21 protein-coding genes and 1 tRNA gene are annotated in these 26,600 nt (G+C 60.8%); 10 read left to right on the top strand and 12 right to left on the bottom strand.

What is annotated here, in order from left to right:
• Positions 1 to 64: 64 nt before the first annotated feature.
• Positions 65 to 3,880, bottom strand: coding sequence for a vitamin B12-dependent ribonucleotide reductase (locus tag AC4CWF_RS10815; RefSeq protein WP_491281689.1), 3,816 nt, complete (start codon positions 3,878 to 3,880; stop codon positions 65 to 67).
• 671 nt (positions 3,881 to 4,551) lie between these two features.
• Between AC4CWF_RS10815 and AC4CWF_RS10810 the strand changes: the two genes are divergently transcribed.
• A complete protein-coding gene (locus AC4CWF_RS10810) occupies positions 4,552 to 6,459 on the top strand; it encodes a methyl-accepting chemotaxis protein (protein ID WP_491281688.1) in 1,908 nt (635 codons plus the stop codon).
• 71 nt (positions 6,460 to 6,530) lie between these two features.
• On the opposite strand, the gene AC4CWF_RS10805 is transcribed toward AC4CWF_RS10810, so the two are convergent.
• From AC4CWF_RS10805 to AC4CWF_RS10775, 7 genes are all read right to left on the bottom strand, one after another.
• Positions 6,531 to 7,205, bottom strand: coding sequence for a spermidine synthase (locus AC4CWF_RS10805; RefSeq protein WP_491281687.1), 675 nt, complete (start codon positions 7,203 to 7,205; stop codon positions 6,531 to 6,533).
• 137 nt (positions 7,206 to 7,342) lie between these two features.
• Complete coding sequence (locus AC4CWF_RS10800; protein WP_491281686.1) at positions 7,343 to 9,199, bottom strand: ABC transporter ATP-binding protein; 1,857 nt, start codon at positions 9,197 to 9,199, stop codon at positions 7,343 to 7,345.
• Between the two features lie 375 nt (positions 9,200 to 9,574).
• Positions 9,575 to 10,153: a hypothetical protein gene (locus AC4CWF_RS10795; protein WP_491281685.1), complete on the bottom strand. Its 579-nt coding sequence runs from the start codon at positions 10,151 to 10,153 to the stop codon at positions 9,575 to 9,577.
• A 93-nt stretch (positions 10,154 to 10,246) separates the two neighbouring features.
• A complete protein-coding gene (locus AC4CWF_RS10790) occupies positions 10,247 to 12,031 on the bottom strand; it encodes a methyl-accepting chemotaxis protein (protein ID WP_491285352.1) in 1,785 nt (594 codons plus the stop codon).
• A 285-nt stretch (positions 12,032 to 12,316) separates the two neighbouring features.
• Positions 12,317 to 12,814, bottom strand: coding sequence for a xanthine phosphoribosyltransferase (gpt, locus tag AC4CWF_RS10785; protein ID WP_491281684.1), 498 nt, complete (start codon positions 12,812 to 12,814; stop codon positions 12,317 to 12,319).
• A gap of 141 nt (positions 12,815 to 12,955) precedes the next feature.
• Entirely contained in the window at positions 12,956 to 13,798 is an 843-nt protein-coding gene (locus tag AC4CWF_RS10780) for a universal stress protein (RefSeq protein ID WP_491281683.1), read from the bottom strand.
• Positions 13,799 to 13,945: 147 nt separating this feature from the next.
• Positions 13,946 to 14,716, bottom strand: coding sequence for a competence/damage-inducible protein A (locus tag AC4CWF_RS10775; protein WP_491281682.1), 771 nt, complete (start codon positions 14,714 to 14,716; stop codon positions 13,946 to 13,948).
• 277 nt (positions 14,717 to 14,993) lie between these two features.
• Here AC4CWF_RS10775 and wrbA point away from each other — a divergent pair, with 277 nt between their 5' ends.
• Positions 14,994 to 15,593: an NAD(P)H:quinone oxidoreductase gene (gene wrbA, locus AC4CWF_RS10770; RefSeq protein WP_491281681.1), complete on the top strand. Its 600-nt coding sequence runs from the start codon at positions 14,994 to 14,996 to the stop codon at positions 15,591 to 15,593.
• A gap of 89 nt (positions 15,594 to 15,682) precedes the next feature.
• On the opposite strand, the gene AC4CWF_RS10765 is transcribed toward wrbA, so the two are convergent.
• Both AC4CWF_RS10765 and AC4CWF_RS10760 read right to left on the bottom strand, forming a co-directional pair.
• Complete coding sequence (locus AC4CWF_RS10765) at positions 15,683 to 16,099, bottom strand: response regulator (protein WP_491281680.1); 417 nt, start codon at positions 16,097 to 16,099, stop codon at positions 15,683 to 15,685.
• Positions 16,100 to 16,244: 145 nt separating this feature from the next.
• A complete protein-coding gene (locus AC4CWF_RS10760; RefSeq protein WP_491281679.1) occupies positions 16,245 to 16,520 on the bottom strand; it encodes a hypothetical protein in 276 nt (91 codons plus the stop codon).
• A gap of 231 nt (positions 16,521 to 16,751) precedes the next feature.
• On the opposite strand from AC4CWF_RS10760, the gene AC4CWF_RS10755 reads away from it, so the two are divergent.
• Positions 16,752 to 16,836: transfer RNA gene (locus AC4CWF_RS10755), tRNA-Leu, on the top strand.
• A 26-nt stretch (positions 16,837 to 16,862) separates the two neighbouring features.
• Here the strand turns inward: AC4CWF_RS10755 and AC4CWF_RS10750 are convergent.
• Entirely contained in the window at positions 16,863 to 18,317 is a 1,455-nt protein-coding gene (locus AC4CWF_RS10750; protein ID WP_491281678.1) for a TrkH family potassium uptake protein, read from the bottom strand.
• A 99-nt stretch (positions 18,318 to 18,416) separates the two neighbouring features.
• Between AC4CWF_RS10750 and ilvA the strand changes: the two genes are divergently transcribed.
• Both ilvA and AC4CWF_RS10740 read left to right on the top strand, forming a co-directional pair.
• On the top strand, positions 18,417 to 19,670 hold the full coding sequence (gene ilvA, locus AC4CWF_RS10745; RefSeq protein WP_491281677.1) for a threonine ammonia-lyase: 1,254 nt from the start codon (positions 18,417 to 18,419) through the stop codon (positions 19,668 to 19,670).
• Between the two features lie 70 nt (positions 19,671 to 19,740).
• Positions 19,741 to 20,058, top strand: coding sequence for an HlyU family transcriptional regulator (locus AC4CWF_RS10740; RefSeq protein WP_491281676.1), 318 nt, complete (start codon positions 19,741 to 19,743; stop codon positions 20,056 to 20,058).
• A gap of 68 nt (positions 20,059 to 20,126) precedes the next feature.
• Here the strand turns inward: AC4CWF_RS10740 and AC4CWF_RS10735 are convergent, their stop codons facing one another.
• Positions 20,127 to 20,741, bottom strand: a complete 615-nt coding sequence (locus tag AC4CWF_RS10735) for an FMN-dependent NADH-azoreductase (protein ID WP_491281675.1) — start codon at positions 20,739 to 20,741, stop codon at positions 20,127 to 20,129.
• A gap of 131 nt (positions 20,742 to 20,872) precedes the next feature.
• Between AC4CWF_RS10735 and AC4CWF_RS10730 the strand changes: the two genes are divergently transcribed.
• The 5 genes from AC4CWF_RS10730 (at position 20,873) to AC4CWF_RS10710 (ending at position 26,557) form a co-directional block, all read left to right on the top strand.
• Positions 20,873 to 21,838, top strand: coding sequence for a LysR family transcriptional regulator (locus tag AC4CWF_RS10730; protein WP_491281674.1), 966 nt, complete (start codon positions 20,873 to 20,875; stop codon positions 21,836 to 21,838).
• Between the two features lie 179 nt (positions 21,839 to 22,017).
• A complete protein-coding gene (locus AC4CWF_RS10725; protein ID WP_491281673.1) occupies positions 22,018 to 23,418 on the top strand; it encodes an extensin-like domain-containing protein in 1,401 nt (466 codons plus the stop codon).
• A gap of 160 nt (positions 23,419 to 23,578) precedes the next feature.
• A complete protein-coding gene (locus AC4CWF_RS10720; protein ID WP_491281672.1) occupies positions 23,579 to 24,643 on the top strand; it encodes a D-alanine--D-alanine ligase family protein in 1,065 nt (354 codons plus the stop codon).
• A 229-nt stretch (positions 24,644 to 24,872) separates the two neighbouring features.
• Positions 24,873 to 25,799: an ABC transporter ATP-binding protein gene (locus AC4CWF_RS10715; RefSeq protein ID WP_491281671.1), complete on the top strand. Its 927-nt coding sequence runs from the start codon at positions 24,873 to 24,875 to the stop codon at positions 25,797 to 25,799.
• A complete protein-coding gene (locus AC4CWF_RS10710; protein ID WP_491281670.1) occupies positions 25,796 to 26,557 on the top strand; it encodes an ABC transporter permease in 762 nt (253 codons plus the stop codon). The genes AC4CWF_RS10715 and AC4CWF_RS10710 overlap by 4 nt, the downstream gene beginning before the upstream one ends.
• Positions 26,558 to 26,600 lie beyond the last annotated feature (43 nt).

Here is a 26,600-nt window from a genome sequence, read left to right as displayed (position 1 = left end):
GAATGCGTCTGGCTTCATTTCAATTAAGATCTATTTTCAATCTTCTTGAGTTTTTAGTTGGTCTTCAGCTGCACCCGCTCGTTGCGCCGCACGTGTCGCACTTCTCGCATGTGCCATTACGTACCATCGTAAAGTTCTGGCATTCGGAGCACATGTTGCCCGTATAGCCCTGCGCGATGGAGCGCATGCGGCGGTCGGCTTCCTTCTTTTTGGCTTCTGCCTTGGCGGCGGCGGCGTCTGCCTCGGCCTTGTCGGAGAAGAGGGCGGTGGCGGACTGCTGGCTTTCGTCGGCGAGCGCTTCCTCGGCAATCTCTTCAACCAGTTCCTTGGCGCGCTCTTCATAGTCGCGCTTGAAGGAGACGACTTCCGAGGTCGAGATGGCAAGCGTCGTTTCAAGCTTGCGGGCAGCGGAGCCCGCAAACGCCGTCACGTTGCCGCCAGCCAATGCCTTGGCAGGGGAAGCCGTTGCCGAACCCTTCGGTTCATTGGCAGCGAGGCGATCGGAACCGCCCGAGACGAGCGTCGGCTTGTAGCCGCGGGTCCAGCCGGTGGAGACGAGGTTGGTCTTGCCTTCCTGGATGCCCTTGCCAAGCGCCGTCTGCGAGAAGTCGGAGGTATCGACATGGGCCAGATCGTGGCGGCCGAGATAGGAGACGGCGAGTTCGCGGAACACGTAGTCGAGGATCGACGTGGCGTTCTTGATCGCGTCATTGCCCGTCACGATGCCGGCCGGCTCGAACTTGGTGAAGGTGAAGGCTTCGACGAACTCTTCGAGCGGCACGCCGTACTGGAGGCCGAGCGAGATGGCGATGGCAAAGTTGTTCATCATCGCACGGAAGGCAGCGCCTTCCTTGTGCATGTCGATGAAGATCTCGCCGATGCGCCCGTCGCCGAATTCACCGGTGCGCAGGTAGACCTTGTGACCACCGACATTGGCCTTCTGGGTGTAACCCTGACGGCGGTTCGGCAGCTTTTCCCGCTCGCGGGTGACACGCTCGATGACGCGCTCGACGATCTTTTCGGTGATCGTCACGGCCTGGGCGGCCTGCGGCTGCTGAAGCAGCTCTTCCAGCGCATCGTCGTCGTTCTCGTCCTCGATCAGCGAGGCGTTGAGCGGCTGGGACAGCTTGGAGCCATCGCGGTAAAGGGCGTTTGCCTTCAGCGCCAGCTTCCAGGAGAGCATGTAGGCGGAACCGCAATCCTCGACGGTTGCCTCGTTCGGCATGTTGATTGTCTTGGAAATGGCACCGGAGATGAAGGGCTGGGCAGCCGCCATCATGCGGATGTGGCTTTCCACCGACAGATACCGCTTGCCGATCTTGCCGCAGGGGTTGGCGCAATCGAACACCGGCAGATGCTCGTTCTTGAGGAAGGGCGCACCTTCCAGCGTCATGGCACCGCAGACGTGGATATTGGCAGCCTCGATGTCCTTCTTCGAGAAGCCGATATGTTCGAGCAGGTTAAAGCTCATGTCGGCGAGCTGCTCGTCGGAAACCTTCAGGGTGTCCTTCAGGAAGTCGGCGCCGAGCGTCCACTGGTTGAACACGAACTTGATGTCGAAGGCAGCCTTGGTGGCGCCGTTGATCGCCTCGATCTTCTCGTCGGAAAAGCCCTTGGCGCGCAGCGAACCGGGGTTGATGCCAGGCGCCTGGTTGATGTTGCCATGGCCAACGGCATAGGCCTCGATCTCGGCCAGCTGGCTTTCCGAATAGCCGAGCGTGCGAAGCGCTTCCGGCACAGCGCCGTTGATGATCTTGAAGTAACCGCCACCGGCGAGCTTCTTGAATTTCACCAGCGCGAAATCTGGCTCGATGCCAGTCGTGTCGCAATCCATCACGAGGCCGATCGTGCCGGTCGGCGCAATCACTGTCGTCTGGGCGTTGCGGTAACCGTGCTGTTCGCCAAGTGCGATTGCCTTGTCCCAGGCAGCCTTGGCATGGGCCACCAGATCCTGATCCGGGTTTTCCGAATGGATGAGCGGAACCGGGTTGACCGAGAGGCCTTCGTAACCGGTCGATTCACCGTAAGCTGCACGGCGGTGGTTGCGCATGACGCGCAGCATGTTGTCGCGGTTCGGCGCAAAGCCCGGGAAGGGGCCGAGTTCCGAGGCGATTTCAGCCGAGGTGGCGTAGGAAATCCCGGTCATGATCGCCGTCAGCGAGCCGGCGATGGCGCGGCCTTCGGTCGAGTCGTAGGGAATGCCCGAGGACATCAGCAGGCCGCCGATATTGGCATAACCAAGGCCGAGCGTGCGGTATTCGTAGGAACGTTCAGCGATCTGGCGCGACGGGAACTGCGCCATCATCACGGAGACTTCGAGCACGACGGTCCACAGGCGAACGGCATGTTCGTAGTCTGCGATGTCGATGTTCTTGGTCTTGGCATCCTTGAAGCGCAGGAGGTTGAGCGAGGCCAGGTTGCAGGCCGTGTCGTCGAGGAACATGTATTCCGAGCACGGGTTCGACGCGCGGATCGGACCGGCCGCTGGCGACGTGTGCCAATCGTTCATGGTCGTGTTGAAGTGCAGGCCCGGATCGGCAGAGGCCCAGGCGGCATAGGAAATCTTTTCCCAGAGGTCGCGCGCCTTCAGCGTCTTCATCACCTTGCCGTCCTTGCGGGCGGTGAGGTTCCAGTCGCCGTCGTTTTCGACAGCGCGCAAAAAGTCGTCCTTCAGGGAGACGGAGTTGTTGGAGTTCTGGCCCGAAACCGTGAGATAGGCTTCCGAATCCCAGTCCGTGTCATAGGTCTTGAAGTCGAGATCCTTATAACCCTGCTTGGCGAACTGGATGACGCGCTTCACATAGTTTTCCGGAACCTGGTCCTTCTTGGCGGCCTTGATTTCGCGCTTCAGGGCCGGGTTCTGGTTCGGATCGTAGCAGGCTTCGTTATCGCCTTCGCAATTGACGCAGGCCTTCATGATGGCCTTCAGGTGCTTGGCAACAACCTTGGAACCGGTGACGAGGGCGGCAACCTTCTGCTCTTCCTTCACCTTCCAGTCGATGTAAGCTTCGATATCCGGATGGTCGATGTCGACAACGACCATCTTGGCCGCACGGCGCGTGGTGCCGCCAGACTTGATGGCGCCGGCCGCACGGTCGCCGATCTTCAGGAAGGACATGAGGCCGCTTGAGCGACCGCCGCCCGACAGCTTTTCGCCTTCGCCGCGCAGATAGGAGAAGTTGGAGCCGGTGCCGGAGCCGTACTTGAACAGGCGCGCTTCACGCACCCACAGATCCATGATGCCGCCCTCGTTAACGAGATCGTCCTCGACGGACTGGATGAAGCAGGCATGCGGCTGCGGATGTTCGTAAGCGGATTTCGACTTCGTCAGCTTGCCCGTGAAGGGGTCGACGTAGAAATGGCCCTGGCCGGGGCCATCAATACCATAGGCCCAGTGCAGGCCGGTGTTGAACCACTGCGGCGAGTTCGGTGCCACGCGCTGGGTGGCGAGCATGTAGGACAGTTCGTCCATGAAGGCGGACGCGTCTTCTTCGGACGAGAAATAGCCGCCCTTCCAGCCCCAGTAGGTCCAGGTGCCGGCAAGGCGCGAAAACACCTGGCGCGCATCGGTTTCAGATCCGTAGCGTTCGCCTTCCGGCACGTCCTTCAGAGCCTTTTCGTCAGCAACCGAGCGCCAGAGGAAGGAAGGAACGTTGTTTTCCTCAACCTTCTTCAAGAACTTCGGCACGCCGGCTTTGCGGAAATATTTCTGCGCGAGAACGTCGGTGGCAACCTGCGAGAACTGCGCGGGCACGTCGATATCAGCCAGGCGGAAAACGATGGAGCCATCCGGATTGCGGATTTCGCTGATCCCCTTACGGAAGGGGATGTCCGCATAGGCACCGTGGCCAGGCTTGGTAAATCGACGTTCTATGCGCATCTCTCTCGTCCTCGCTGTGCGCCGTAGAAAGGCGCAAAAAATCTCATCCGCGGCGGTTGAGCTTCAACCGTCGGCCGTTGCGTGTTCATGCCATGTGGCAAACCATCGCTGGGATGGCGACCTGTATCTGGTGGTTATGATGTCTGTAAACACTAAATATAGTATAAACGACACTTGTCCACCAGCGCATTTTGTCGAGACGAGGCGCAAAACGACACACAGAGACCGCGCCGCGTGCATGCCTTCATGGCAGGCCGCCAACAGACGGAAGGGGTGATTTTGCGCATGAAGAACCGGCCTCGTTAGTTCCGGTTCAGTCGCCGCCGCAACATGGAATTCAATCTCGGCCGAACCTATAGATTCGTCAAGCCGTAGTTTGCAACGGATTTTTAACCACAAGATCTTGTGTCTGTAAGCTGTGGAAAACGGGGAGAAATAAATCGCTGAGGAAACTCAAGGGGTTGTCGCTGCCGTTTGGTGTGATGTTTCAGCCTCCCGTCACGGCAAATGCATCCCGGGCGCCAGCTTTGCGCGATAATCCACAATGTTCTCCACCCAAATCTTTAACGTTCGAATCTTAGAATTTCTCCATATAAGCCTTGTCTCATGAAGTGAACCTGCGCTTCGTGAGGCACGGCGTTTGTTGTCCTGTCCGTCGGAGATCACGTCCCGTGAAAATCAAGAACCTATCAATCCTGAAAAAGATCAGCCTTGTTGTCGGCTTGATGGGCGTGGCGGCGGCAGCCATTGCGGCGGTCGGTACGCAAGGCCTCTTCATGCTCGGCTCCTCGCTGAAGGATACCGGCCAGCGCGAAGAGGTTGCCCGCGAGGCGATGGACCTGCGCGTCGATATCATCGCCATCAGCCGCATGACGTATCAGCTGGCGCTGGCGCCGGAAAAGTCTGCGGACTTTGCCGCCGAAACGGAAAAGCGCTCCAAGGAAATGCTGGAGCGTCTGCCGAAGATTGCAGCGACCGCCGATGGCGAAGAACAGAAACAGCTTGCCGATATCCGCACCAGCCTCAACGCCTATTTCGACAGCATCCGCGACATGGTGAAGGTTGCCGCGACGGATGCGGCCAAGGATCCCAAGCTGATGGCCGCAGCCCTTAACAAGGCGCTCGACGGCCAGAAGGCGGTGACCGCCGCCGTCAAGGTCTACAGCACCTATTCGGCAAAGACGCTGTCGCAGTCGCGTGGTCGCGCCATCGACGAATCGCAGACGACGGTGATGATCCTTGCCATCACGGCGGCTGTCTGTATCGCACTTGGCGTGGCGCTCAGCCTTCTCATTGCGCGGCGCGATATCGCCGGCCCGATCCGTCGCATGACGGGTGTCATGAGCGAAATGGCCAAGGGCCGCACGGATCAGCCGGTGACCGATACGGACCGCCTGGATGAAATCGGCGAAATGGCGCGTGCGCTCGAAGTATTCCGTGCCAACGAAATCCAGATGCGGGCGATGGAAGCACAGGAAGCCGCCCTCAACCGCCAGAGCAAGGATCTGCAGGTCTCGATCAGCGGTATCGTGGCCGCCGCTGCCGCCGGCGATTTCAGCCAGCGCATCAGCAAGTCCTATGACGATGCCGACCTCAAGCGTTTTGCCGCAAGCGTCAACGAACTCGTTGAAAATGTCGATTTCGGCGTCACCGAAGTGCGCCGCGTCGTGGCAGCCCTTGCCGAGCAGGACCTGACGCAGGATATGCGCGGACAGTTCCAGGGTGCCTTTGCCGAATTGCAGGACAACGTCAACACGACGATGGCAACGCTGCGCGCCACGATGGAAAACGTGCGGACCGCCGCCGGCACCATCACCGACAATTCCGGCGAGCTTTCCACCGCTTCCAACCAGCTTGCCCGCCGCACCGAACAGCAGGCGGCCTCGCTGGAGGAAACCGCCGCAGCGCTCGAGGAGATCACCACGACGGTGCGCACCTCCACGGACCGCGCCAATGAGGCGACCCGTATGGTGTCGGAAACCAAAGTCAGTGCCGGCCGTTCGGGCGGTATCGTGCGCGACGCGATCGACGCCATGGGCCGTATCGAGCAGTCTTCGCAGAAGATCAGCCAGATCATTTCCGTGATCGACGAGATCGCCTTCCAGACCAACCTCTTGGCACTCAATGCCGGCGTCGAGGCCGCCCGTGCCGGCGAGGCGGGGCGTGGTTTTGCCGTCGTTGCGCAGGAAGTTCGCGAGCTTGCCCAGCGTTCGGCCAATGCCGCCAAGGAGATCAAGACGCTGATCAATACGTCGGCCGAAGAGGTGAAGGGCGGCGTGACGCTGGTCCTGTCCACCGGCGATGCGCTGAAGGAGATCGAGGATCTGGTAAACCGGGTGAACGAGCACGTGGCGATGATTGCACGGGCCGCCGGAGAACAGTCTGCAGCGCTTGGCGAAATCAACACGTCCGTCAACCACATGGACCAGATGACCCAGCAGAATGCGGCCATGGTGGAAGAAACCACGGCGGCAAGCCAGGTGCTGGCATCCGAAAGCCGCCAGCTGACCGAGATCCTGTCAAAGTTCCGTCTCGGTGGAGACGTGGGTGGCGGCCAGGGCTATCGCCGCGCCGCCTGATTTTTAAGGCTTGCCAACACAGAAAAAGGCGCTGCAGCGATGCGGCGCCTTTTTCGCATCGTCACGTCGGCTTAAGGCTTCACCGCAAGCCAGATGACATGGCGGGCGCCGCTGCGTTTGGTGCTGGCACGCACCGGTTTGGCTTCCGCGCTCAAACCGCTGTCCTTCAGGCGACGGGTAAAGGCGGCATCGGGGCCGGAGGACCAGACGGAGAGAACGCCGCCCGGCCGCAATGCCGCGCGGGTGAAACGCAGCCCTTCGTGGTCGTAGAGGCGATCGTTCGAGGGACGCGTCAGCCCGTCCGGGCCGTTGTCGACATCAAGCAGGATCGCATCGAAGGTTGCGGGGGAGGCGGCGATCAGCCCGGCGACATCGCCCTCGTGAATGGCCACGCGCGGATCATCCAGGCAGCCCTTGAAGACTTCGGCCATCGGCCCGCGTGCCCAGGCGACAACCGCCGGCACCAGTTCGGCCACGGTGACCTTTGCATCCGGCGGCAGCACGGCCAAGGCGGCGCGGAGCGTAAAGCCCATGCCGAGACCCCCGATCAGCATATGCGGTTTTCTACGTCCGGCGATCTTTTCCTGCGACAGAACGGCAAGCGCTTCCTCCGAGCCGCTGAGACGGCTGTTCATCAGCTCGTTTGCGCCGAGCATGATGGAGAATTCGGTGCCGCGCTGTTTCAGGCGCAGCGTTCCGCCGTCACCGGGTATGTCTGCCTCATCGATCTGTATCCAGGGGAGCATTTTTGTCTGATGGCCTCGTATGGCAGGCGGGCCAGCTTTTGGCCCTTCGTTTGGCCTGTTGCCAGGCGCTGTCTCACGTGCGCCTGCATCTGGCATGCAAGCGCCGGCAGGACAAGCTTTTCCTGCCATGCGCCGGTTCAAGGATCGATCACATCGGGAATGTAGCCACCGGTCTGGCGTTTCCAAAGCCGCGCATAAAGCCCGTCCTGTTGCAAAAGGTCCTCTGGAGTTCCCTGTTCGACAATGCAGCCTTTGTCGAGCACGACGATGCGGTCCATCGCGGCGATGGTCGACAGGCGGTGGGCAATGGCAATCACGGTCTTGTCGTGCATCAGCAGGCTCAAGCGGTCCTGAATGGCGGCTTCCGCCTCGCTGTCCAGCGCCGAGGTTGCCTCGTCGAGAATGAGGATCGGGGCATCCTTCAGCAGGACGCGGGCAATGGCGACCCGCTGCCGCTGACCACCTGAGAGCTTGATGCCGCGGTCGCCGACAAAGGCATCATAGCCGTGCCGGCCCTCCTTGTCGGAGAGATCGGCGATGAAACGATCGGCTTCGGCCGCTTTTGCAGCAGCGATAATCTCCTCATCCGATGCACCGGGGCGGCCGTAACGGATATTGTCGCCGACGGAGCGGTGCAGCAGCGACACATCCTGCGCGATGACGCCGATCTGCGCGCGCAGGCTTGCCTGGGTGACGCTACGAATATCCTGCCCGTCGATGAGGATGCGGCCGTCCGTCAGGTCGTAGAAGCGCAGGAGGAGGCTGACCAGCGTCGTCTTGCCGGCACCGGAAAGGCCGACGAGCCCGACTTTTTCTCCGGGCCGCACGCGAAGCTCCAGTCCCTCGATGACAGGCTTGCCGGGCTTGTATTCGAACCGGATATTTTCAAAGCGGATCTCGCCCCTCGATACCGCAAGTTGAGGCGCGTTCGGCCGGTCGATGATGGTCGGCGGCGTGGTCATGACGGGCATGGCATCGCGGATGGTGCCGATCGCCTGAAAGATCTGCTGGCCCATCTGCAGAAACGTAAACGTGTGGCCGGACAGCCGGTGCAGCACATAAACCGCCGCCACGAATTCGCCGACGCTCAAAAAGCCGCGCAGAAGGCCGGAAAAGCCGATGAAGAGGATAGCGAGCCACAACAGCATGTTGAGCGCGACGACGATCAGTTCCGAGGTGCGGTAGATGCGCTGTTCCTGGTGCTGCGCGCGCATGGCCTTTCCGAGAATGCGGCGGATGGCGCCGGCCTCGCTGTCTTCGGCGGCAAACTGCTTGATCATCTGCATGTTGCCGTAGAGATCGGTGATCGCCCCGGAGACAAGGCTTCTCTGTTTGGCAGACCGGCGGGCGCGATCGGCAAAGATCGGGGCAAGGTATGCGGCAAGCGCCACGTTGAGCGCGATCCAGATGATGACGGGAAGTGCCAACTGCCAGGAGAGGGTGGCGAGCAGCACGACGGAACCGACCATCTGCAGCAGGAAGCGCGGAATGGACTGGAAGGCGGCAATCACCTGCTGTTGCACGGCAGATGCCACCTGCGACAGGCGCGAGGCGACCTGTCCGGCAAACAGATCGTGGAAGAAGGCAAGATCCTGCCGCTCCACCGCCTTGTGGCCCTGCCACTGGATGGCAACCGGCATGCCGATGCCAAGCGTGTGCGACTGGAACGTGTTGACGAGGAAGGACACGAGGGGCATGGCGGGAAAGATCAGCAGTCCGAGAAAGGTCAAAAGCTGCCAGCGGTTTGTCAGAAACGCTTCGGCACCCATCTGCGTGACGCCGTCGACGATGACCGAGAGACCCCAGACGATGGTGAGGTTGATCGCCTCGATCGCCATGGAGGAGAGCGCCAGCGCAATCAGGATGCCGCGAAACAGGCCGATGAAATGCAGGAGAACCGCATAGGGGCTTTTCGACGGCAGCGGCCGGTAGGGAATGTCGAGCGGGCGGATCAGCGTCTCGAACGGGCGGTAGATGAAATCGGAAATCGACATGGCACCTGCAAATGCTTTTGAAGACCGAGACGATGGGCGGCAACGCAAGGAGATGGAACGCAGACTCGGAAAGACGATATCCGGGAAAGTATGGCCTCATCTGGGGCAAAAGCGATAGGCTGTCAGGTGAATAAAAAAGGCCACCCCGAAGGGCGGCCGCCAGTTTGTTGACAAATCTGTCTCACACCACGACGTCATCCTCGGCCTTGTGCCGAGGATCTACCAAGATCCAATAACATCAGACGTTTGTAGATGCTCGGGATAGGCCCGAGCATGACGGACAAAGCTGAAAGCCCATCGTCAGCAGTCTGAAGGCCGCCCCGGAGGGCGGCCGCGATTGGGACGTGTCTGCTGAGGGCCTTGGCGGCCAGCGTATCAGATGGCGTCCATGTTGACGCCGACGGTGATGGCGCCGATGGGGGTGCCGGTTTCATCGACGATGGTCATGGACGCCTGCGACTGCAGGGCCTGGGTCGATTCGTCCTTCTCGACGCCATCCACGAAGACGGCATCCTTGCCGGCTCCGAAGCTCTTCTTGAACTTGGCTTCGTCGCCCTGCCAATAATCGGATGTCGCATCGCTCTGGCCGACATTGAGGCCCTTGTTGTCCATGACGAAGACTTCGGCGATGGCGCCGGAGGAGGCTGCCTGCTTCTCCTTGAGGAAGGCTGATACCGCATTGGCGAGTGTCGCACTGATCAGCGGCTTGTCGGAAGCCTCCACTTCGGCGCGCCACGTCTTGTCGAGCGCGATGATGTCGGCTTCGGCAAGAGCGGCATGTTTGGCGTTCTGCGCCTTCACAGCGGAGATGATCGTCGGGTCGTTCAGCCATGGCTTGACGCCGCTCTGCATGAAGGCCGTGACGGGAGCGACATGGGCCTCTTCGGCCATCAGCGGCTGCGCGCCGAAGGCAAGGAGGGCAAGGACTGCAAGGCTGGTCGATGCGCGTGTCATGGGATGTTCCTCTGGTTTGATCTGGATGTCATCTGGGGTTCTGGCGCAGCCCGACTGCCGCCTCCCGGGCCGCTGCGGAGGTATTCAGAAAGGTCAGGCGACGGAACGCCGTGTTTCCATTGCGGGCGTGCCGGAGCCGAGTTGGAAGCGGTTTGCCGCGTCCTGCATCAACTGGCTTTGCGACAGCAGTTCGTGGCAGGCCGCGCTGGTTTCCTCCACCATGGCGGCGTTCTGCTGTGTCGTCTGGTCCATGTTGTTGATGGCACCATTGATCTCCTGCAGGCCGGAAGCCTGCTGGCGGTAGGCGTCCACCATGACCTGGATGCCGTCATTGATGCGGGCGATATGGGATTCGATCTTCAGGAGGGCGTCGCCCGTCTGGTTGACAAGTTCGACACCCCCGGAGACTTCCGTGCTGGAGACCTCGATGAGCGCCTTGATCTGCTTTGCGGCATTGGCGGAGCGTTGGGCCAGTTCGCGCACTTCCTGCGCCACGACCGCAAACCCTTTGCCGGCTTCGCCGGCGCGTGCCGCTTCCACGCCGGCATTCAAGGCCAGCAGATTGGTCTGGAAGGCGATCTCGTCGATGACAGAAATGATCTGTCCGATCTGCGAGGAAGACTGCTGGATGCGGTCCATGGCACCGATGGCGTTGCGCACAACCTGGGCCGAATGCTGCGCCTCCGACTTGGCCTCGCCGATCATGGCGCCGGTCTCTTCGGCATTGCGCGAGGAGGTGCGCACGGTGCTCGTCACCTGGTCGAGGGCGGCTGCCGTCTCTTCCAGCGCTGCGGCCTGGCGTTCAGTGCGCTGGGCAAGCTGCTCGGCCTGGCTGGTCAGTTCGCCGGCGCCGGTTTCCACGGCAAAGGATGCGGTCTTGATATCGGTGACGGCGCCGGTGATTGCGGCCACCATGGCATTAAAATCAAGCCGCAGCTTGTCGAATTCGGGGCCGAGATCGTCCAGCCGGGTGTTGAGGTTGCCGTTTGCCACCTGTTCCAGCGCGAAACCCAGTGTCTGCATCACGTGGTTCTGCGTGGCAGACGTTGCCTGTGCGGCGGCTGCATTGCGGGCGCGCTCGGCGTTCAGCGCCTGCTGCTGTTCTTCGGCAAGCTGGCGCTGCGCCAGGGTGGCAATCGCATCATTGCGAAAACCTTCGAGCGCGCGGGCCAGAAAGCCGATCTCGTCGCCGCCATCGCGGTGCGAAACCGGCGTCTCCATATCGCCGTTCTGCAGGTCGGTAATGCGCCCGCTCAGCGCCTTCAGCGGCCGGCCGATCATGCGGCGCATGGTGAGGATGAAGACGACAACGGCAATTGCGATGATGGCAAACTGCATGGAAAGCGCCACCAGCGTCTTTTGCGTCGCTTCCGCCATGATGCTCTGCGCCGACCAGGTGGTGACGACATAACCGCCAACTTTACCGCTCTTGTCGAGCGGCAGGGGCGAGGTGATGGTGACATAATGATTGCCGATTGCGCTGAGATCGACGCTCGGTTTTTCCGGCCGCACGGCGGCAACCTTTGCAAGCTCTGCGTCTCCAGGCAGGTTTGCAAGTCCCGTTCGGCTCCAGGTGTTGACCGGTTTCAGTTCCGGGCCAAAGGCTGCAAACTGCACGAGGTTGAGCGTCACATCGTCACGATAAAGCGCATAGGTTTCGGCAACCGCTTCGGATTTGCCCCATTTCACGCCACCGGCGGCAAGGGTTGCAAACTGGGCGGTATCCTTGCTCCAGGTCTGTGTGGCATCCGACAGCATGGACGTGCTTTCGTTGCGCCATGTGTAAAATGCCAGTCCGAGCATTCCGGTGAGATTTATTCCGACAATGACGGTGGCAAGTTTTGCCGTGAGCGTGAGGGATTTCGCGGATCGATGCATGATGTGGCGTCTCTGCTTCATGGCCGGTAATCCCGGGACCCTGGCAACGCACCGTGTGCTCAAAAGCTCAATCGATCATGATCGGCGTTGTATCTTGCGATACGAGGACACGCCTGATTTATGGGGCCGGAACGTGAAAAAAAGCTTAACTCGGCCGCTTTGCACGCTGTGCGTGCGCAATCATGTTGTTGATAAATAATGTAATTTAGTATCGCATTGTCGATGTGCGCACCACAGGGCGACCCGTTTGACACGCAGCCGCCCCGTCGTTTGCGAAAATCTGCTTCAGCCCTTGGCGCCCTTGGCGATCGGCTCCTGATAGGTGAAACCCATATCCCAGGGGAAATAGATCCAGGTATCCTGCGAGACTTCCGTGACGAACGTATCGACCATTGGCACACCCTTCGGCTTGGCGTAGACGCAGGCAAAATGCGCCTGCGGCATCATCGCGCGGACTTCCGATGCGGTCTTGCCGGTGTCGGTCAAATCATCCACCACCAGAACGCCACGACCGCCTTCGGTGGTGAGATCAGCGGTAATGCCCTTCAGCACGTTCATCTCGCCCTGGTTCACGTAATCGTGGTAGGAGGCGATGCAGACGGTTTCGATGAGGCGGATGTTCAGTTCGCGCGAAATGATCGCCGCCGGCACGAGGCCGCCGCGGGTGATACAGACGATGGCGCGGAACTCCTGGCCGAGACCTGCAAGACGCCAGGCGAGCGCGCGGGCATCACGGTGGAACTGATCCCAGGAAACGGGAAAGGCTTTATCGGGTAGGGACATGCAGCTGGCTCCGGAAGGGCGCTTTGAAGGGAGATCAAGGGCTGGCCGTGACGCCGGAGCAGCCCGCGGAAACAGGTCTTTTCGCCCTGTTCCCGTTGGCCGTTGCTATTAGCTGCAAATTGCTTGCCTGTGCAAGCCGGATCAGCGTGACAGAAGCGTCAGCGCCGTCATGCTCTGCAAGACATTGCGGGTGACCCCGCCAAACAGCATTTCCCACCAGCGCGAATGGCCATAGCCGCCCATCACCAGAAGGTCGATGCTGTTGTCGGAGAGGCGGTTCTCGATAATGGCCGCTACCGAAAGATCGCCCTTTTCTTCGGTGCTCAGCGTCACATTGACATCGTGGCGGGCAAGCGCTGCGGCGAGATCTGAACCGGCAAGAGCCGGCGCCTGGCGCGGCATGCCGGGTGGGTCGATGGACAGGATCTCGACGCTTTCGGCCTCTTTCAGGAAGGGCAGCGCATCAAAGGTGGCGCGGGCGGCCTCTTTCGAGCCGTTCCAGGCAATCAGCACGCGGCGGATGGGCTTGGGGACCGAGAGAACATGCGGCACCAGCAGCACCGGACGGCCGCTTTCAAACAGCAGCGTTTCCAGATCCGCGCTGTTGTCGTTGCTGGTGGCGGGATCATTCTGGACCGCGAGGATCAGGTCGCTGGCGCGGGTGCATTCCAGCACGCTTTCGGAACTATAGCTGGCAGAGGACACGAAGGAACGCCATTCAAACGAGATGCCCTCGTGCTCGGCAATGCCGCGAAATATGCCGGCGATCTTGCCAGTTTCTGCCTCTGCTGCCTGCTGCAACATTTCCATGGCCGTCGGGTCTGGAATTTCCATCGGCGCAATCAGCGGCACCGTCGGCAGCATTTCCGCCCGGACCCCCACGACATGCGCGGAAAATTGCCGCGCGAGGTCCACCGCGAAATCGGTGATCGGCTTGGCGTTTTTCTGGCTGTCGAGGACGGCGAGTATGGTCTTGTAACCCATGGCGGTATCTCCTCTGCGCGGATGGCGGACGTATTGTTCCACCATCTCACTTCAGATGGGACACGCCTTGCGCTGGGTCAAGCAGTGCGTGTTCCCGTCTTCTCACGCTGAGTCATATGTCCTTGATAATCCGGAAAAGACCGCCTCTCAGGCCTCCGGGCCGGGATGGCCGGTGGCGCGTGCGGCATCAAGATCCCGGATCATCGCAATGATTGCCTCTGCCGCAGCGTCAAGTGCGGATGCGTCGCGGGCGCGCACCACAAGCTCGGTGGAAAAGCGCTGGCCATCATATTTGGGATAAGAGCCGATGCTGGTGTCTGGATGCGCTTTCTGGATGGCGCCGAGAAGTGTGCCGATATCGCCTTCGCCATAGGGGCAGGGCAGCGCGCGGGTGAGCATCTTTGCGCCCGTTGCAAGCTCCGGCAGGATGTTGTCAACCATGGCCTGGAACACCTGCGGCACGCCGGCCATCACATAGACATTCTCCACGATAAAGCCCGGTGCCGTCGAGACCGGGTTGGCGATATGCCGCGCGCCCCGGGGCATGCGCGCCATGCGCTGGCGGGCGTCGGTAAACTCCATGCCGCGCCGCTCATACATGGCGGCAAGCTGTGTCATGGCCGCTTGATCGTGCTCGCAGGGCAGGCCAAACGCCTTTGAGATGGCATCGGCGGTGATATCGTCATGCGTCGGGCCGATGCCGCCGGAGGTGAAGACATAAGTGAAGCGTGCCCGCAGCGCATTCAGTGCCTCGACGATCGCGTCCTCCTCGTCGGCGACGATCCGGACTTCCTTGAGGTCGATCCCCGACAGGAGGAGCAGATCGGCGAGATGGCCGATATTCTTGTCCTTGGTGCGGCCCGACAGAAGTTCGTCGCCAATCGCGAGTATGGCAGCGGTTACGATCTGAGACGTCATGGTGATCCTCATGGGGTGGCGATTGATGCGATGGAACGATGATCCGTGTCTGCTGTTCCTACGGCAAACCGGGCAGCGGATGAAGAGCCTGCGATCCGTTTACCGGCGGGCCGATTTGTCCGACCGCATTGTTACGTAAACATGATCGTTGCGGATTTGTCGTTTCGTATCATCGAACAGTGCGTGCGTGAATTCGCGGTAGCTTCCGCGCCGGTTGCAGGTAATCTGCGGGCCAAGGCAAACGCCAGCCCGGTGTTTGCAACCAAGGGAGAAAAACATGGCGAAGGTATTGGTACTTTATCATTCGACCTACGGACACATCGAAACCATGGCTTATGCGGTGGCTGAAGGCGTAAAATCGGAAGGTGCGGAAGTGACGGTGATGCGCGTTCCGGAACTGGTGCCGGAAGAGGTGGCCAAGGCCTCGCATTACAAGATGGACCAGTCGGCCGCCATTGCCACGCCTGCCGATCTCGAAGCCTATGATGCCATCATCGTCGGTGCCGGCACCCGTTTTGGCACGGTTGCCTCACAGATGCGCAATTTCTGGGACCAGACCGGCAGCCAGTGGTTTGCCGGCAAGCTGATCGGCAAGGTCGGATCGGTGTTCACCTCGACGGCCACCCAGCACGGCGGCCAGGAATCGACCATCCTTTCGTTCATTCCGACATTTCTCCACCATGGCATGGCCGTCGTCGGTCTGCCCTATTCCTTCCAGGGCCAGATGGGCACCGAACAGGTCAAGGGCTGCTCGCCCTACGGCGCCTCGACCATCACCGAAGGCGACGGCTCGCGTATGCCCTCCGAGATCGAGCTGGAAGGTGCCCGTTTTCAGGGTTCACATGTGGCAAAAATTGCCAACAAGCTGGCCAGCTGAGTATTTTCTGCAAACCACAATAGGAAAAGGCGCGGATCATTTTTCGCGCCTTTTCTTTTATTTCAACGTCTTGTCGCAGATTCTGAATGTCAGGTGCCTGGAACCGGGAGCGGCTTGAACAGGCGCAGGCGGCCCGGGGGATTGCGGGTTATGCCGTTTTTCCAATCGACGGCGAACTGGATGACATCGAGTGCTGCCTGCTGCGTCAGAGGTTTTGCGATGACGCCGAGGGCTCCGGCATCGCGCCCTTCGACCAGCATAGGATTGCCGGTCACAAAAACCACCAGGATGCCGCGCTCGACAAGGATGCGGGCAAGCTGCGGACCTGTTTCGCCATCGGCCAGACGCACGTCGACGAATGCGATGTCGGCATCTTTGGCATAATTCAACGCCACCTTCATATCCGGTGCGATGCCCACCACCTCATGGCCGCTTCGCTCGATGGCCTCTTCCAGATCCATTGCGATCAGCAGGCCGTCTTCAACGATGAGGAAGCGATATTTCACTGGTATTCCCTTTCAATGCCGAGACGAGATAGGGCTGCACGCCCCGGATGCAAGGGGCCGCTGTTTACTGCGCAATTCAGGGTGCGTCACCGGCGGCTGCCAGATCCTCTTTCATCGCGGCCGGTCGTGCGTCTGCCACAAAGGGTCAGTCATCGAAACTGAGGATGTCAGGCATAAAGATACGGCGCACGATCTTCAGACTGCGATCCGGCTGGATCTGGTAGGTTTCAATATACTGTCCGCCATTTGCGCGAAACTCATGGGAAAACGTGCTGCCGATGGGGGATTTCGTCAGCTTCGTGCGCGGCTGGCCATTGTAGATGATGCTGCCGGGAATGGGATCATAACCGGGCGCATTGGTGGCCGTGCTGCAGGCGGAAAGTGCCAGTGCGCCAAAAATCGCAAGCGTCGATATTCTCATGATCGTTCGTGTCCTGTTTTTGATGGCGGGCAAACGGCCAAGGCTGCGGCGAAGTTCCCGGGTGAGCCCCGGCCTTGGCCTGTCGTCCTCGGCGCTCGGATCAAGCGGCGGAAGGCGAGGCGGATGCCACGGCTCAAATATATGTCACCCTCGGTCTTGCAAGGCGAGGCCGATTCAGCCCAAACATGCCCTTGCATTTTTCTTCAAGCCCATGAAGAAGACTTGGCGCATGCGGACGTGGCGAAACTGGTAGACGCAAGAGACTTAAAATCTCTCACCGAGAGGTATACGGGTTCGATCCCCGTCGTCCGCACCACCCCGCCTCCCGGCAGTGTTCTTCCCTCAGCTGCGCCAGAACAGCGGCAGGAGCAGCACCATCACCGTCAGGATTTCCAGGCGTCCGAGCAGCATCATCAGCGAGAGCAGATAAAGCGCCGGGTCGCTGATCGAGGAAAAATTGCCGGCAGGGCCGATGAGGTGGCCAAGGCCGGGACCGACGTTGGAGAGGCAGGTGATGACGGCCGAGACCGAGGTCAGAATATCGTAGCCGAGCAGTGCCATGCACAGGCTTCCGACCGCCCAGAGGAAAAGATAAAGGCTGATGAACAGGAAAACGCCGCGCACCACGTCCGGGTCCACCACGGTCTTGCCATAACGCACCGGGTAGATGGCGTTGGGATAGATCAGCTTCTTGAGGCCGCTTCGCACGACGTTCAGGACGACGACGAACCGGTAGGCCTTGATACCGCCTGCCGTCGAGCCGGAGCAGCCGCCCATGAAGGTGGCAAAAAACACCAGCATCACCGCAAACGGTCCCCACAGCGTATAATCCTCGCTGGCAAAGCCGGTGGTGGAGAGGATCGAGGAGATGTTGAAGAAGGAATGCGCCAGCGCCGTCTGCATGTCGACGCCGTTGTAAAGATGGTGGTAGAGGCCAAGCGAGACTGAAAACAGGCAGAGATAACCGAGGAAGAACCCGATCTGCGGATCGCGCAGGCTGTCGAGCCGCTGGCGAACGGCAAACAGGATGAGGATCGAAAAGGGCAGGCTGCTCAGCGTCATGAACACGGTGCCGACCCACATCAGGGGAATGCTGTTGAAATAGCCGAAGGAGGCGTCATGCGTGGAAAACCCGCCGGTGGCAACGGTTGCCATGGCATGGTTCAGCGCATCGAAATGCCCCATGCCGGCAAAAGCATAGGCCATGGTGCACAGGATCGTGATGCCGACATAAACGGCCATGAAGGCGCGGGTGAAGCTTGCGAGCTTGGCAAAGGGCTTGTCGCCGGTATCGGATGATTCCAGCTTGAAGAAGGAGAGGCCGCCGACGCGCAGAAACGGCAGCACGAAAAGCCCGAGCGCCACGATGCCGATGCCGCCCAGCCAATGCAGAAGTGAGCGCCACATCAAAATGCCCGGCGCCATCCGGTCCAGCCCGGCAAGAACCGTCGAACCCGTGGTGGTGATCGCCGAGATCGATTCAAACAGCGCCTGCGCAAAGGTGAGATCTAGGCCCGACAGGTAGAACGGGATGGCGCCCACAAGCGAAAACAGCGCCCACAGCATATTGACGAGGAAAAAGCCCAGACGCTTGTTGAAGACCGGCACCGAGCCGCGCGTCGCCATGGCCGTTGCCAACGACAATCCGCCGACCATCACGCCGGAAAAGGCAAACACATGCCAGTCGCGATGGCCGTAGTAGACGTCGACGAAGGCGGGAACGAACATCGCCGCCGACAGATACATGCCGCATAGGGCTACAATATAGAGGGATGACCGGAACAGGTTTGCGTTCAAAAGCCTGATGTCCTGATGGTTGTGTCTGGAAAGAAGCTTTTGTCTCTCTCGATCAGCTATGGCATAGCGGGGAGCGAATGGAATTTCAACGGATGGAATATGATGATCAGTGCAGCCGTGGATGACGCGATGGCCGCGATGCGGGAAATCTTTCCCGAAACTCCGCTGCAACTCAACGAGCATCTGAGCCGTCGTTTCGGTGCCGAGGTGTGGTTGAAGCGCGAGGACCTGTCGCCGGTGCGCTCCTACAAGATTCGCGGCGCGTTCAATTTTCTGCGCAAGGCGATCGCCAACGGTGCCCGCGGTCGCACCTTCGTGTGTGCCTCCGCCGGCAACCATGCGCAGGGTTTTGCCTTCGTGTGCCGCCATTTCGAAGTGCCCGGCGTTGTCTTCATGCCGGTGACGACGCCGCAGCAGAAGATCGACAAGACGCGCATGTTCGGTGGTCCCTTCATCACCATCCGCCTGATCGGCGATATCTTTGACCAGTGCTATGCGGCAGCGCGCGCGCATGTGGAGGAAACCGGCGGCATGATGGTGCCGCCTTTCGATCACGCCGATATCATCGAGGGACAGGCAACTGTTGCGGCCGAAATCACCCGCCAACTGCCTGAGGGGGTGACGCCGGATCTCGTCATCATGCCCGTCGGCGGTGGTGGCCTTTCCTCGGGGATGACCGGTTATCTGTCCGATACGCTTGATCCATCGGCGTTCCTGATGGTGGAGCCGGCGGGTGCGCCAAGCCTCAAGGAAAGCCTTAAGGCCGGCCATGCGGTGACACTGGCGAAGGTCGACAATTTCGTCGATGGCGCAGCCGTCGCGCGCATCGGAGACATGAATTTCGAGGCGCTGAAGCATTTTCCCGAATCCCAGGTGATGGCAGTTCCGGAAAACGCCATCTGCGTCACGATCACCGAAATGCTGAATATCGAGGGCGTGGTGCTGGAACCTGCCGGTGCGCTGTCGCTGACGGCGCTGGCATCGCTTCCGGCGGATGCGGTGACGGGCAAGGTGATTGTCGCTGTCGTCTCCGGCGGCAATTTCGATTTCGAGCGCCTGCCCGACGTCAAGGAACGCGCCATGCGCCATGCGGGCCTGAAGAAATATTTTATCCTGCGGCTTGCCCAGCGACCGGGCGCGCTGCGCGATTTCCTCAATCTTCTGGGGCCGGAAGATGATATCGCGCGCTTTGAATATCTGAAGAAATCGGCGCGCAATTTCGGCTCGATCCTGATCGGCATCGAAACCATCCGGCCGGCGAATTTTTCCGGCCTGCTCGCCCGCTTTGAAGATGCCGGGCTCGGTTACCAGGACATTACCGAAAACGAGATCCTGGCAAACCTGATCATCTGATCAATTTAAACTGGCGCCGGTGGCTTGCTGCCGGCGTTTCGTTCACCACGCGACACGGACAGGGAAATCCATGGCCTTCCTTTCAAAAATCCTCTCGATGTTTTCCGCCGGAGACAAGCCGGCGACTGCCGCTGCGAAAGCCGAGCCGCAGGAACATGCCGGCTGCACGATCTATGCCGAGCCGATGCGCGAGGGATCCCAGTTGCGGCTTGCAGGGCGCATTGAAAAGGTGGTGGATGGCCAGACGCTGGTTCGCACCTTCGTGCGCGCCGACATGTTCACCTCCATGGACGATGCGATGGAATGCACCTTCCGCAAGGCACGCCAGATCATCGACCAGAATGGCGCCTCGCTGTTTTCGGATGGTTCCGCCTCCCGCACCACGTAACGCACGCGAAAAGGGCCGCAGCGTGCGCTACGGCCCTTTGAAGGGATTGACCGGTCAGGCCAAGCTGATCAGGCAGCCTTTGCCAGTTCTTCGGTGCGGCTCTTGGCAGAGGCCAGTGCCTTTTCGACGGCTTCCGGACCGAAGGCCAGACCTTCGACATAGATGACTTCGACGTCCTTCATGCCGAGGAAACCGAGCACGGTCTTCAGATAAGGAACGGCGTGGTTCAGCGGGGCGGCCGGGCCATCGGAATAAACGCCGGCAGCAGCGAGCACGATGTAGACCTTCTTGCCGGTCACCAGGCCTTCCGGGCCTTCTGCCGTGTAGCGGAACGTGATGCCGGCGCGTGCGACATTGTCGATCCAGCTCTTCAGGCCCGAATAGATGTTGAAGTTGATGAGGCCGGTGGCGATGACGATTTCGTCAGCGGCAAACAGTTCGGCAACAAGCGCGTCAGACGTTTCGGCAGCAGCTGCTTCCGGTGCCGTGCGGTCGGCGGGGGCCTTGCGGATGGCCGAGGTGGTGACGGTATCGAGATGGGCGATCGGCTGGGCTGCGAGGTCGCGTACGACCACGTCACCGCCGCTGCGGGTGGCGAGTGCGCCTGCCACATCCGTGGCAACCTTCGTGGAAACCGATTCTTCGCCGCGGGGGCTCGAGGTGATGAGGAGGATCTTCGACATGGTGGTTATCCAAACTGATTTCTGGCGGGAGGCCTGGGATCGCCTCCATCGCGGCGGAACATAAGGTTGGACACCTATCCAGAAAATAGTGATAATATCGAAGATACCCATCAACTCTGTGGATGATGCTCATGGACGCCAATCCGACGCTCGATCAGTTGCAGGTGTTTCTCGCCGTGGCCGAGACCGGCAGCTTTTCCGCCGCCGCACGCCAGGTGAACCGGGCGCAATCTGTGGTGAGCTACACGATCGGCAATCTGGAAGCGCAGCTGGAAGTGTCGTTGTTCGAGCGCAGCGGCTCGCGCCAGACGCAGCTGACCGATGCCGGCCGCGCGCTTCTGGCCGATGCGCGGCGCATCAACTCGGACCTGCAGGTCATGCGGGCGCGCGCCAAGGCGCTGAAGCAGGGGCTGGAAGCCGATGTGTCGCTCGCCGTCAGCAACATGGTGCCGATCGATGCCATCGTCGAATCGCTGACGGAATTCGGCAAGCGGTTTCCGTCCGTCTCGCTCAGCCTTCATGCGGGAGAGCTTGGCATGGTGATGGACATGGTGGCGACCGGGCGTGCCACGATCGGCATCGGCGGCAGCCTGCTGAAGGAAGACGACACCCTGACGGCGGAAAAGATCGGCCATTCCTATATGGTGCCGGTGGCCGCTGCCGACCATCCGCTGACGCTGATCGAGCGCACGCTGACACGCCGCGACGTGCGCGAGGAAGTGCAGCTGGTGGTAACGGATGCCTCCGGCATTACAAAAGGGCGTGATTTCAACGTGCTGTCGTTCAAGGTCTGGCGGGTTGGCGATGTGGCGACGAAACACCAGCTGATCCGCGGCGGGCTGGGTTGGGGCGGCCTTCCGGCCCCGCTGGTCCGCGAGGATCTGGCGAGCGGCCGGCTGGTGGCGCTCGATATCGATGCCTATGAGACGGCGGAATATCCGCTCTATTACATCCGCCGGACTGCCAACCCGCCAGGACCTGCCACAGGCTGGCTGATCGAGGCGCTGACGCAGCGCCTGACGCAGTGCCCGAGCAGCCAGGATTTTCACCAGCTGATCGGGCGCCGGGGTGGTCCGGAGCGGCTGGCGGCGGAATAGACCCGATTGCTCCCTCCCGAACACTCCGTGATGATCGCCGGATGCGCAGTTGCGCGATGCGACTTGCTGCGCAACCTTTGGTCATGAAAAGACCTTGTTTCAGAAAGCTTTCGTTTACCCTGACCGCCTAGAATCCGTCTGTGTGGCTTTCCCGCACCACGAGATGTGACGAGCTTCGTATGGCGTATGCCTTTTCCTCCCGGCGGGCGATGGCCTTCCTGATGATTTCGACCGTGCTGGTCGGCTGCACGGCGGACGGCCTGATGCCGCTGGCATCGATCGATACCCGCACGCAGGTCGGGTCGATCCAGCCGATGACGCCGCCGGCACCGCTGCCGGATGCGCCGGTGCAGCAGGGATATGCCGTCCCGCAGCAGCAGGCGGTGCAGGCCTACAGCCAAAACCAGAACAGTGACAGCCTCTCCAGGGAGGTCTATGCACCCGATGGCGGCAACAGGCAGCCTATCGGAAGAGCGGTCACGCTTGGAGCGCCGCCCGCATCGCTCGGCACACTCACCCTCTCAGCCTCCGGCAATCCGGTTGCGGCGGAAAATCCGGGCTCAGCGCCGGTGCGCGGTGCGGTGGTTGCAAGCCCTGCCGCTGACAGTCACCGCGTCGTCGGTCTTGCCGAGGAACAGGATAACGATATTTCGACGGTCATGCCGCGCCAGCCCGTTACCCCGTCGCGGAAGGTCGCGTCCGTTGCACCGCAAGCGGCGATAGCGCCGCCAACTGCTGTGCCAGGTGCCGGTTATGCCAATGGCGCCGTTGCGCCAAGACGCATGGACGCAACGTCGTCCGGCGGATCGATCGCCACGGGACCGCTGCCCGCTGGATCCGTGGCCCGTTCGCCTGTTTCCGGCAATTCGGCGCCCGCCGAGCCGCGCTGGAGCGACCAGAGCCGTGTCATTGCGCCAAGCCGCCCGAAACCGGAGCCCGAGCAGGTGGCGATGCTGAGGCCGAACAGCCCCGCCGGAGCGCTGGAAAGCCCGCGCATGGACGCCCCTGCCGATGGGCCGATGCCGGCATCGGAAATCTCCTGCCGGCGCGAGCTACAGCGCATGGGCGTTGAATTTCGCGACAAGCCGCGCATTTCCGACGGCCCAAGCTGCGGCATCGATTACCCGGTGGAATTGTCCGGGCTATCCGGCGATATCGACGTGAAGCCTGCCGTGACGCTCAATTGCCAGACGACGCTTGCCTTTGCCAAATGGGTCAAGAACGAACTCGCTCCGTCCTCGCGGCTGCGCTACTTGACCGGCGTCAAGACCATCGAGCCCTTGGGTGGCTATTCCTGCCGGCGTATGAACAACAGTCGCCAGCGCTATAACCCGATGTCGGAACACGCGCGCGGAAACGCCATCGATGTCGGCAAGTTCGTGTTGAAGAACGGCCACGAGATCGATGTGCGCAAGAAGGGTCTGTTCTCGTTTCGCGAGGGTGCGCTGCTGAAGGCGGTGCGCAGCGACAGCTGCAAGTATTTCAACACCGTGCTCGGTCCGGGCAGCAACAAGGAACACTGGAACCATTTCCATTTCGACCTGCGCAGCCGCGCCACCGGAAACCGCTACTGCGACTGAAATCTTTGCTGAACGCGGGGACGGCGTGCCGGATGCCCGACTTTCGACATACTGGCGATGCTGCTGGCGGATGCAACCGGGGCAGTTCGAACCGCATTGCTTGCCCCTGCCGCGTGATCCTTTTCCCATTGCCTCGACAAATTCCTTTTTTGGAGATCCCATGAGCCCTAAAATCCGCGTCGGCGTTCTGTTCGGCGGCCGCTCTGCCGAACATGATGTGTCCATCCTGTCTGCCACCAATGTGATGAAGGCGATGGACCGCACGCGTTATGACGTGTTTCCGATCGGCATTGACCGCAATGGTCGCTGGTGGCTGCAAGAGGATGATACGACGGGGCGCGCGTTGGCAGCGGACCGCGGCGTGCCGGTGGCGCTGGTGCCGGGCGGCAAGGGCCTGATGGTTGCCGTCGAGCCGGACGGCCCGGCCGAATTTCCGACGCTTGACCTGCTGTTTCCGGTGCTGCATGGCCCCTATGGCGAAGATGGCACCGTGCAGGGTTATGCTGAAATGGCGGGTCTGCCGTATGCCGGCTGTGGCGTGCTGGGTTCGGCGGTTGCCATGGACAAGGATGTGGCCAAGCGCCTTCTGCGCGAGGCTGGCGTGCCCGTGGCGCTGGCCCGCTGCCTTGCGGCTGGCGATGCCATGGATGCGGCAGCGCTCGAGGCGGAATTCGGTTATCCCTTCTTCGTTAAGCCGGCGCGACAGGGCTCATCCTTTGGCGTATCGCGCGTTGATGGCGCGCAGGCGGTGTTGCCGGCGCTCAAGAAGGCTTTCGAATTTGACGACAAGCTGCTGGTGGAACAGTTCCTCGCCGGCCGCGAGATCGAATGCGCCGTGCTCGAACATGCCGATGGCAGCCTCACCGTGTCTCCGCCGGGCGAAATCGTCACCGCGAAAAAACATGATTTCTACAATTACGAAGCCAAGTATTTCGATCCGGATGGCGCGGCCATCCATGTGCCGGCGCTTGTGCCAGAGGACGTTACCGAGCGCGCACGGGCGCTTTCCCGCAAGGCGTTTCGCGCGCTTGGCTGCGAAGGCATTGCCCGCATCGACTTCTTTCTCCTGGAGGATGGCAGCCTCTATCTCAACGAGGTCAACACCATGCCCGGATGCACCGATCGCAGCATGTATCCGCTGGCGCTGGCCGAATGCGGCATCAACTATTCCGGCTGGATCGACGTGGCGGTGGAATTTGCCCTCAGGCGTCGAGGCCAGAGCTAGCACGCACTGTGAGCGAAGCAGGCAGACGCTTGCAGCATGCATGCCGGATCGGCGGTTCCATGCGTATGTCCTTGCGGCGAAATTGACGCTTTTCCGGCAAACACCACATCTTCAGGCAGCATCCCGAAGCGGCGCTGCCTGCCAAGGTTTCGTTTCCAGCCCTCGTAATTGTCATATCATGCCTATATAAGGCGCATCATCCTGCCCAAAACGTGTGCGCCTTTTCCCCATGTCCTCCATTGTTTCCATCCAAAAACTCACGAAAACCTATGCCAACGGGTTTTCGGCGCTGAAAGGCGTCGATCTCGAGATCCGCGAGGGTGAAATCCTGGCGCTGCTCGGGCCGAACGGTGCCGGCAAGACGACGCTGATCTCCATCATCTGCGGCATTTCCATGCCCACTTCAGGTGCCGTACTGGTCGGCGGCCATGATGTGGTGAAGGAGTTTCGCAAAACACGCGCGCTGATCGGGCTTGTGCCGCAGGAACTGACCACCGATCAGTTCGAGACCGTGTGGAACACCGTGACGTTTTCGCGCGGCGTGCATGGCGCAAAGGCCAATCCGGTGTTGATCGAGCAGATCCTGAAGGACCTGACGCTGTGGGACAAACGCGATGCCAAGCTGCGCGAACTCTCCGGCGGCATGAAGCGGCGTGTGCTGATTGCCAAGGCCTTGGCGCATGAGCCGCGGATCCTCTTTCTCGATGAGCCGACGGCGGGCGTCGATGTGGAGCTTCGGCGCGGCATGTGGGCAGCCATCGGCCGGCTGCGCGAGACCGGTGTGACGGTCATCCTCACCACGCATTACATTGAAGAAGCGGAAGAAATGGCGGATCGGATCGGCGTCATCAGCGGCGGCGAACTGCTGCTGGTGGAAGAAAAGCGGGCGCTGATGCAAAAGCTCGGGCGCAAGCAGTTGCGGCTGGAGCTGAAGGAGCCGCTGGAGAGCCTGCCGCCCACGCTTGCAGCCCTTGGCCTGACGCTTGCCGATGGCGGGCGCGGACTGGTGCATGAGTATGGCAATGGCGCCGGCGAGGGGCGCATCGGCGCCGTGCTTGCTGCCATCGAAGCGGAAGGCCTGGCAATCAGCGATGTTGCCACCCGCCAAAGCTCGCTTGAAGATATCTTTGTGTCGCTTGTGGGAGAACGCCCATGAATATTGAAGCGGTCAAGGCCATCTATTTCTTCGAAATGGCGCGGATGAAGCGGACGCTGCTGCAGAGCGTGATCTCGCCGGTCATTACCACATCGCTCTATTTCATCGTCTTCGGCACGGCCATCGGCTCGCGCATCAACGAAGTCGGCGGCGTCTCCTATGGTGCCTTCATCACGCCCGGCCTCATCATGCTGACGCTGCTCAGCCAGTGTATCGGCAATGCCTCCATCGGCATCTATTTCCCAAAATTTACCGGCACGATCTACGAAATCCTGTCGGCGCCGGTCTCGATGGCCGAAATCGTCATGGGTTATGTCGGGGCTGCTGCCACCAAGGGCCTGATCATCGGCCTGATCATCCTGGCCACCGCCTCGCTCTTCGTTGATCTCACCATCGCCCATCCGGTGATGATGCTGCTGTTCATGGTGCTGACGGCGGTGACGTTTTCGATGTTCGGTTTCATCATCGGCATCTGGGCGGATAATTTCGAACAGCTCAACCTGGTGCCGATGCTGGTCGTGCCGCCGCTGACATTCCTTGGCGGCAGCTTCTATTCCATCGACATGCTGCCGCCCTTCTGGCAGGCCGTCAGCCACCTCAACCCGGTGCTCTATCTCGTCTCCGGCTTCCGCTGGAGCTTTTACGAGATCTCCGACGTCAATCCGCTGATCAGCGTGGCGATGATCGCCGTCTTCCTGAGCGCGTGTCTTGGCGTTCTCGCATGGATTTTCAAGACAGGGTATCGGCTGCGCAAATAGGGCAGGTGGGGCGGCGCACGGTTGCGCCGCCCAGTCGTTCGAT

This window comes from Neorhizobium sp. PAMB6630, from assembly GCF_058242775.1.
This window is presented reverse-complemented; position numbering and strand designations above follow the sequence as displayed.

Bases quoted from the DNA above. Each gene is read 5' to 3' on its own strand.
- AC4CWF_RS10720 (WP_491281672.1), top strand. From the start codon at position 23,579: ATGAGCCCTAAAATCCGCGTCGGCGTTCTGTTCGGCGGCCGCTCTGCC.
- AC4CWF_RS10780 (WP_491281683.1), bottom strand. From the start codon at position 13,798: ATGGGTTACAAGACCATACTCGCCGTCCTCGACAGCCAGAAAAACGCC.
- AC4CWF_RS10815 (WP_491281689.1), bottom strand. From the start codon at position 3,880: ATGCGCATAGAACGTCGATTTACCAAGCCTGGCCACGGTGCCTATGCG.
- AC4CWF_RS10805 (WP_491281687.1), bottom strand. From the start codon at position 7,205: ATGCTCCCCTGGATACAGATCGATGAGGCAGACATACCCGGTGACGGC.
- AC4CWF_RS10795 (WP_491281685.1), bottom strand. From the start codon at position 10,153: ATGACACGCGCATCGACCAGCCTTGCAGTCCTTGCCCTCCTTGCCTTC.
- AC4CWF_RS10730 (WP_491281674.1), top strand. From the start codon at position 20,873: ATGGACGCCAATCCGACGCTCGATCAGTTGCAGGTGTTTCTCGCCGTG.
- wrbA (WP_491281681.1), top strand. From the start codon at position 14,994: ATGGCGAAGGTATTGGTACTTTATCATTCGACCTACGGACACATCGAA.
- AC4CWF_RS10775 (WP_491281682.1), bottom strand. From the start codon at position 14,716: ATGACGTCTCAGATCGTAACCGCTGCCATACTCGCGATTGGCGACGAA.
- gpt (WP_491281684.1), bottom strand. From the start codon at position 12,814: ATGTCCCTACCCGATAAAGCCTTTCCCGTTTCCTGGGATCAGTTCCAC.
- AC4CWF_RS10725 (WP_491281673.1), top strand. From the start codon at position 22,018: ATGGCGTATGCCTTTTCCTCCCGGCGGGCGATGGCCTTCCTGATGATT.
- AC4CWF_RS10740 (WP_491281676.1), top strand. From the start codon at position 19,741: ATGGCCTTCCTTTCAAAAATCCTCTCGATGTTTTCCGCCGGAGACAAG.
- AC4CWF_RS10760 (WP_491281679.1), bottom strand. From the start codon at position 16,520: ATGAGAATATCGACGCTTGCGATTTTTGGCGCACTGGCACTTTCCGCC.
- AC4CWF_RS10715 (WP_491281671.1), top strand. From the start codon at position 24,873: ATGTCCTCCATTGTTTCCATCCAAAAACTCACGAAAACCTATGCCAAC.
- AC4CWF_RS10710 (WP_491281670.1), top strand. From the start codon at position 25,796: ATGAATATTGAAGCGGTCAAGGCCATCTATTTCTTCGAAATGGCGCGG.
- AC4CWF_RS10800 (WP_491281686.1), bottom strand. From the start codon at position 9,199: ATGTCGATTTCCGATTTCATCTACCGCCCGTTCGAGACGCTGATCCGC.
- ilvA (WP_491281677.1), top strand. From the start codon at position 18,417: ATGATGATCAGTGCAGCCGTGGATGACGCGATGGCCGCGATGCGGGAA.
- AC4CWF_RS10790 (WP_491285352.1), bottom strand. From the start codon at position 12,031: ATGCATCGATCCGCGAAATCCCTCACGCTCACGGCAAAACTTGCCACC.
- AC4CWF_RS10735 (WP_491281675.1), bottom strand. From the start codon at position 20,741: ATGTCGAAGATCCTCCTCATCACCTCGAGCCCCCGCGGCGAAGAATCG.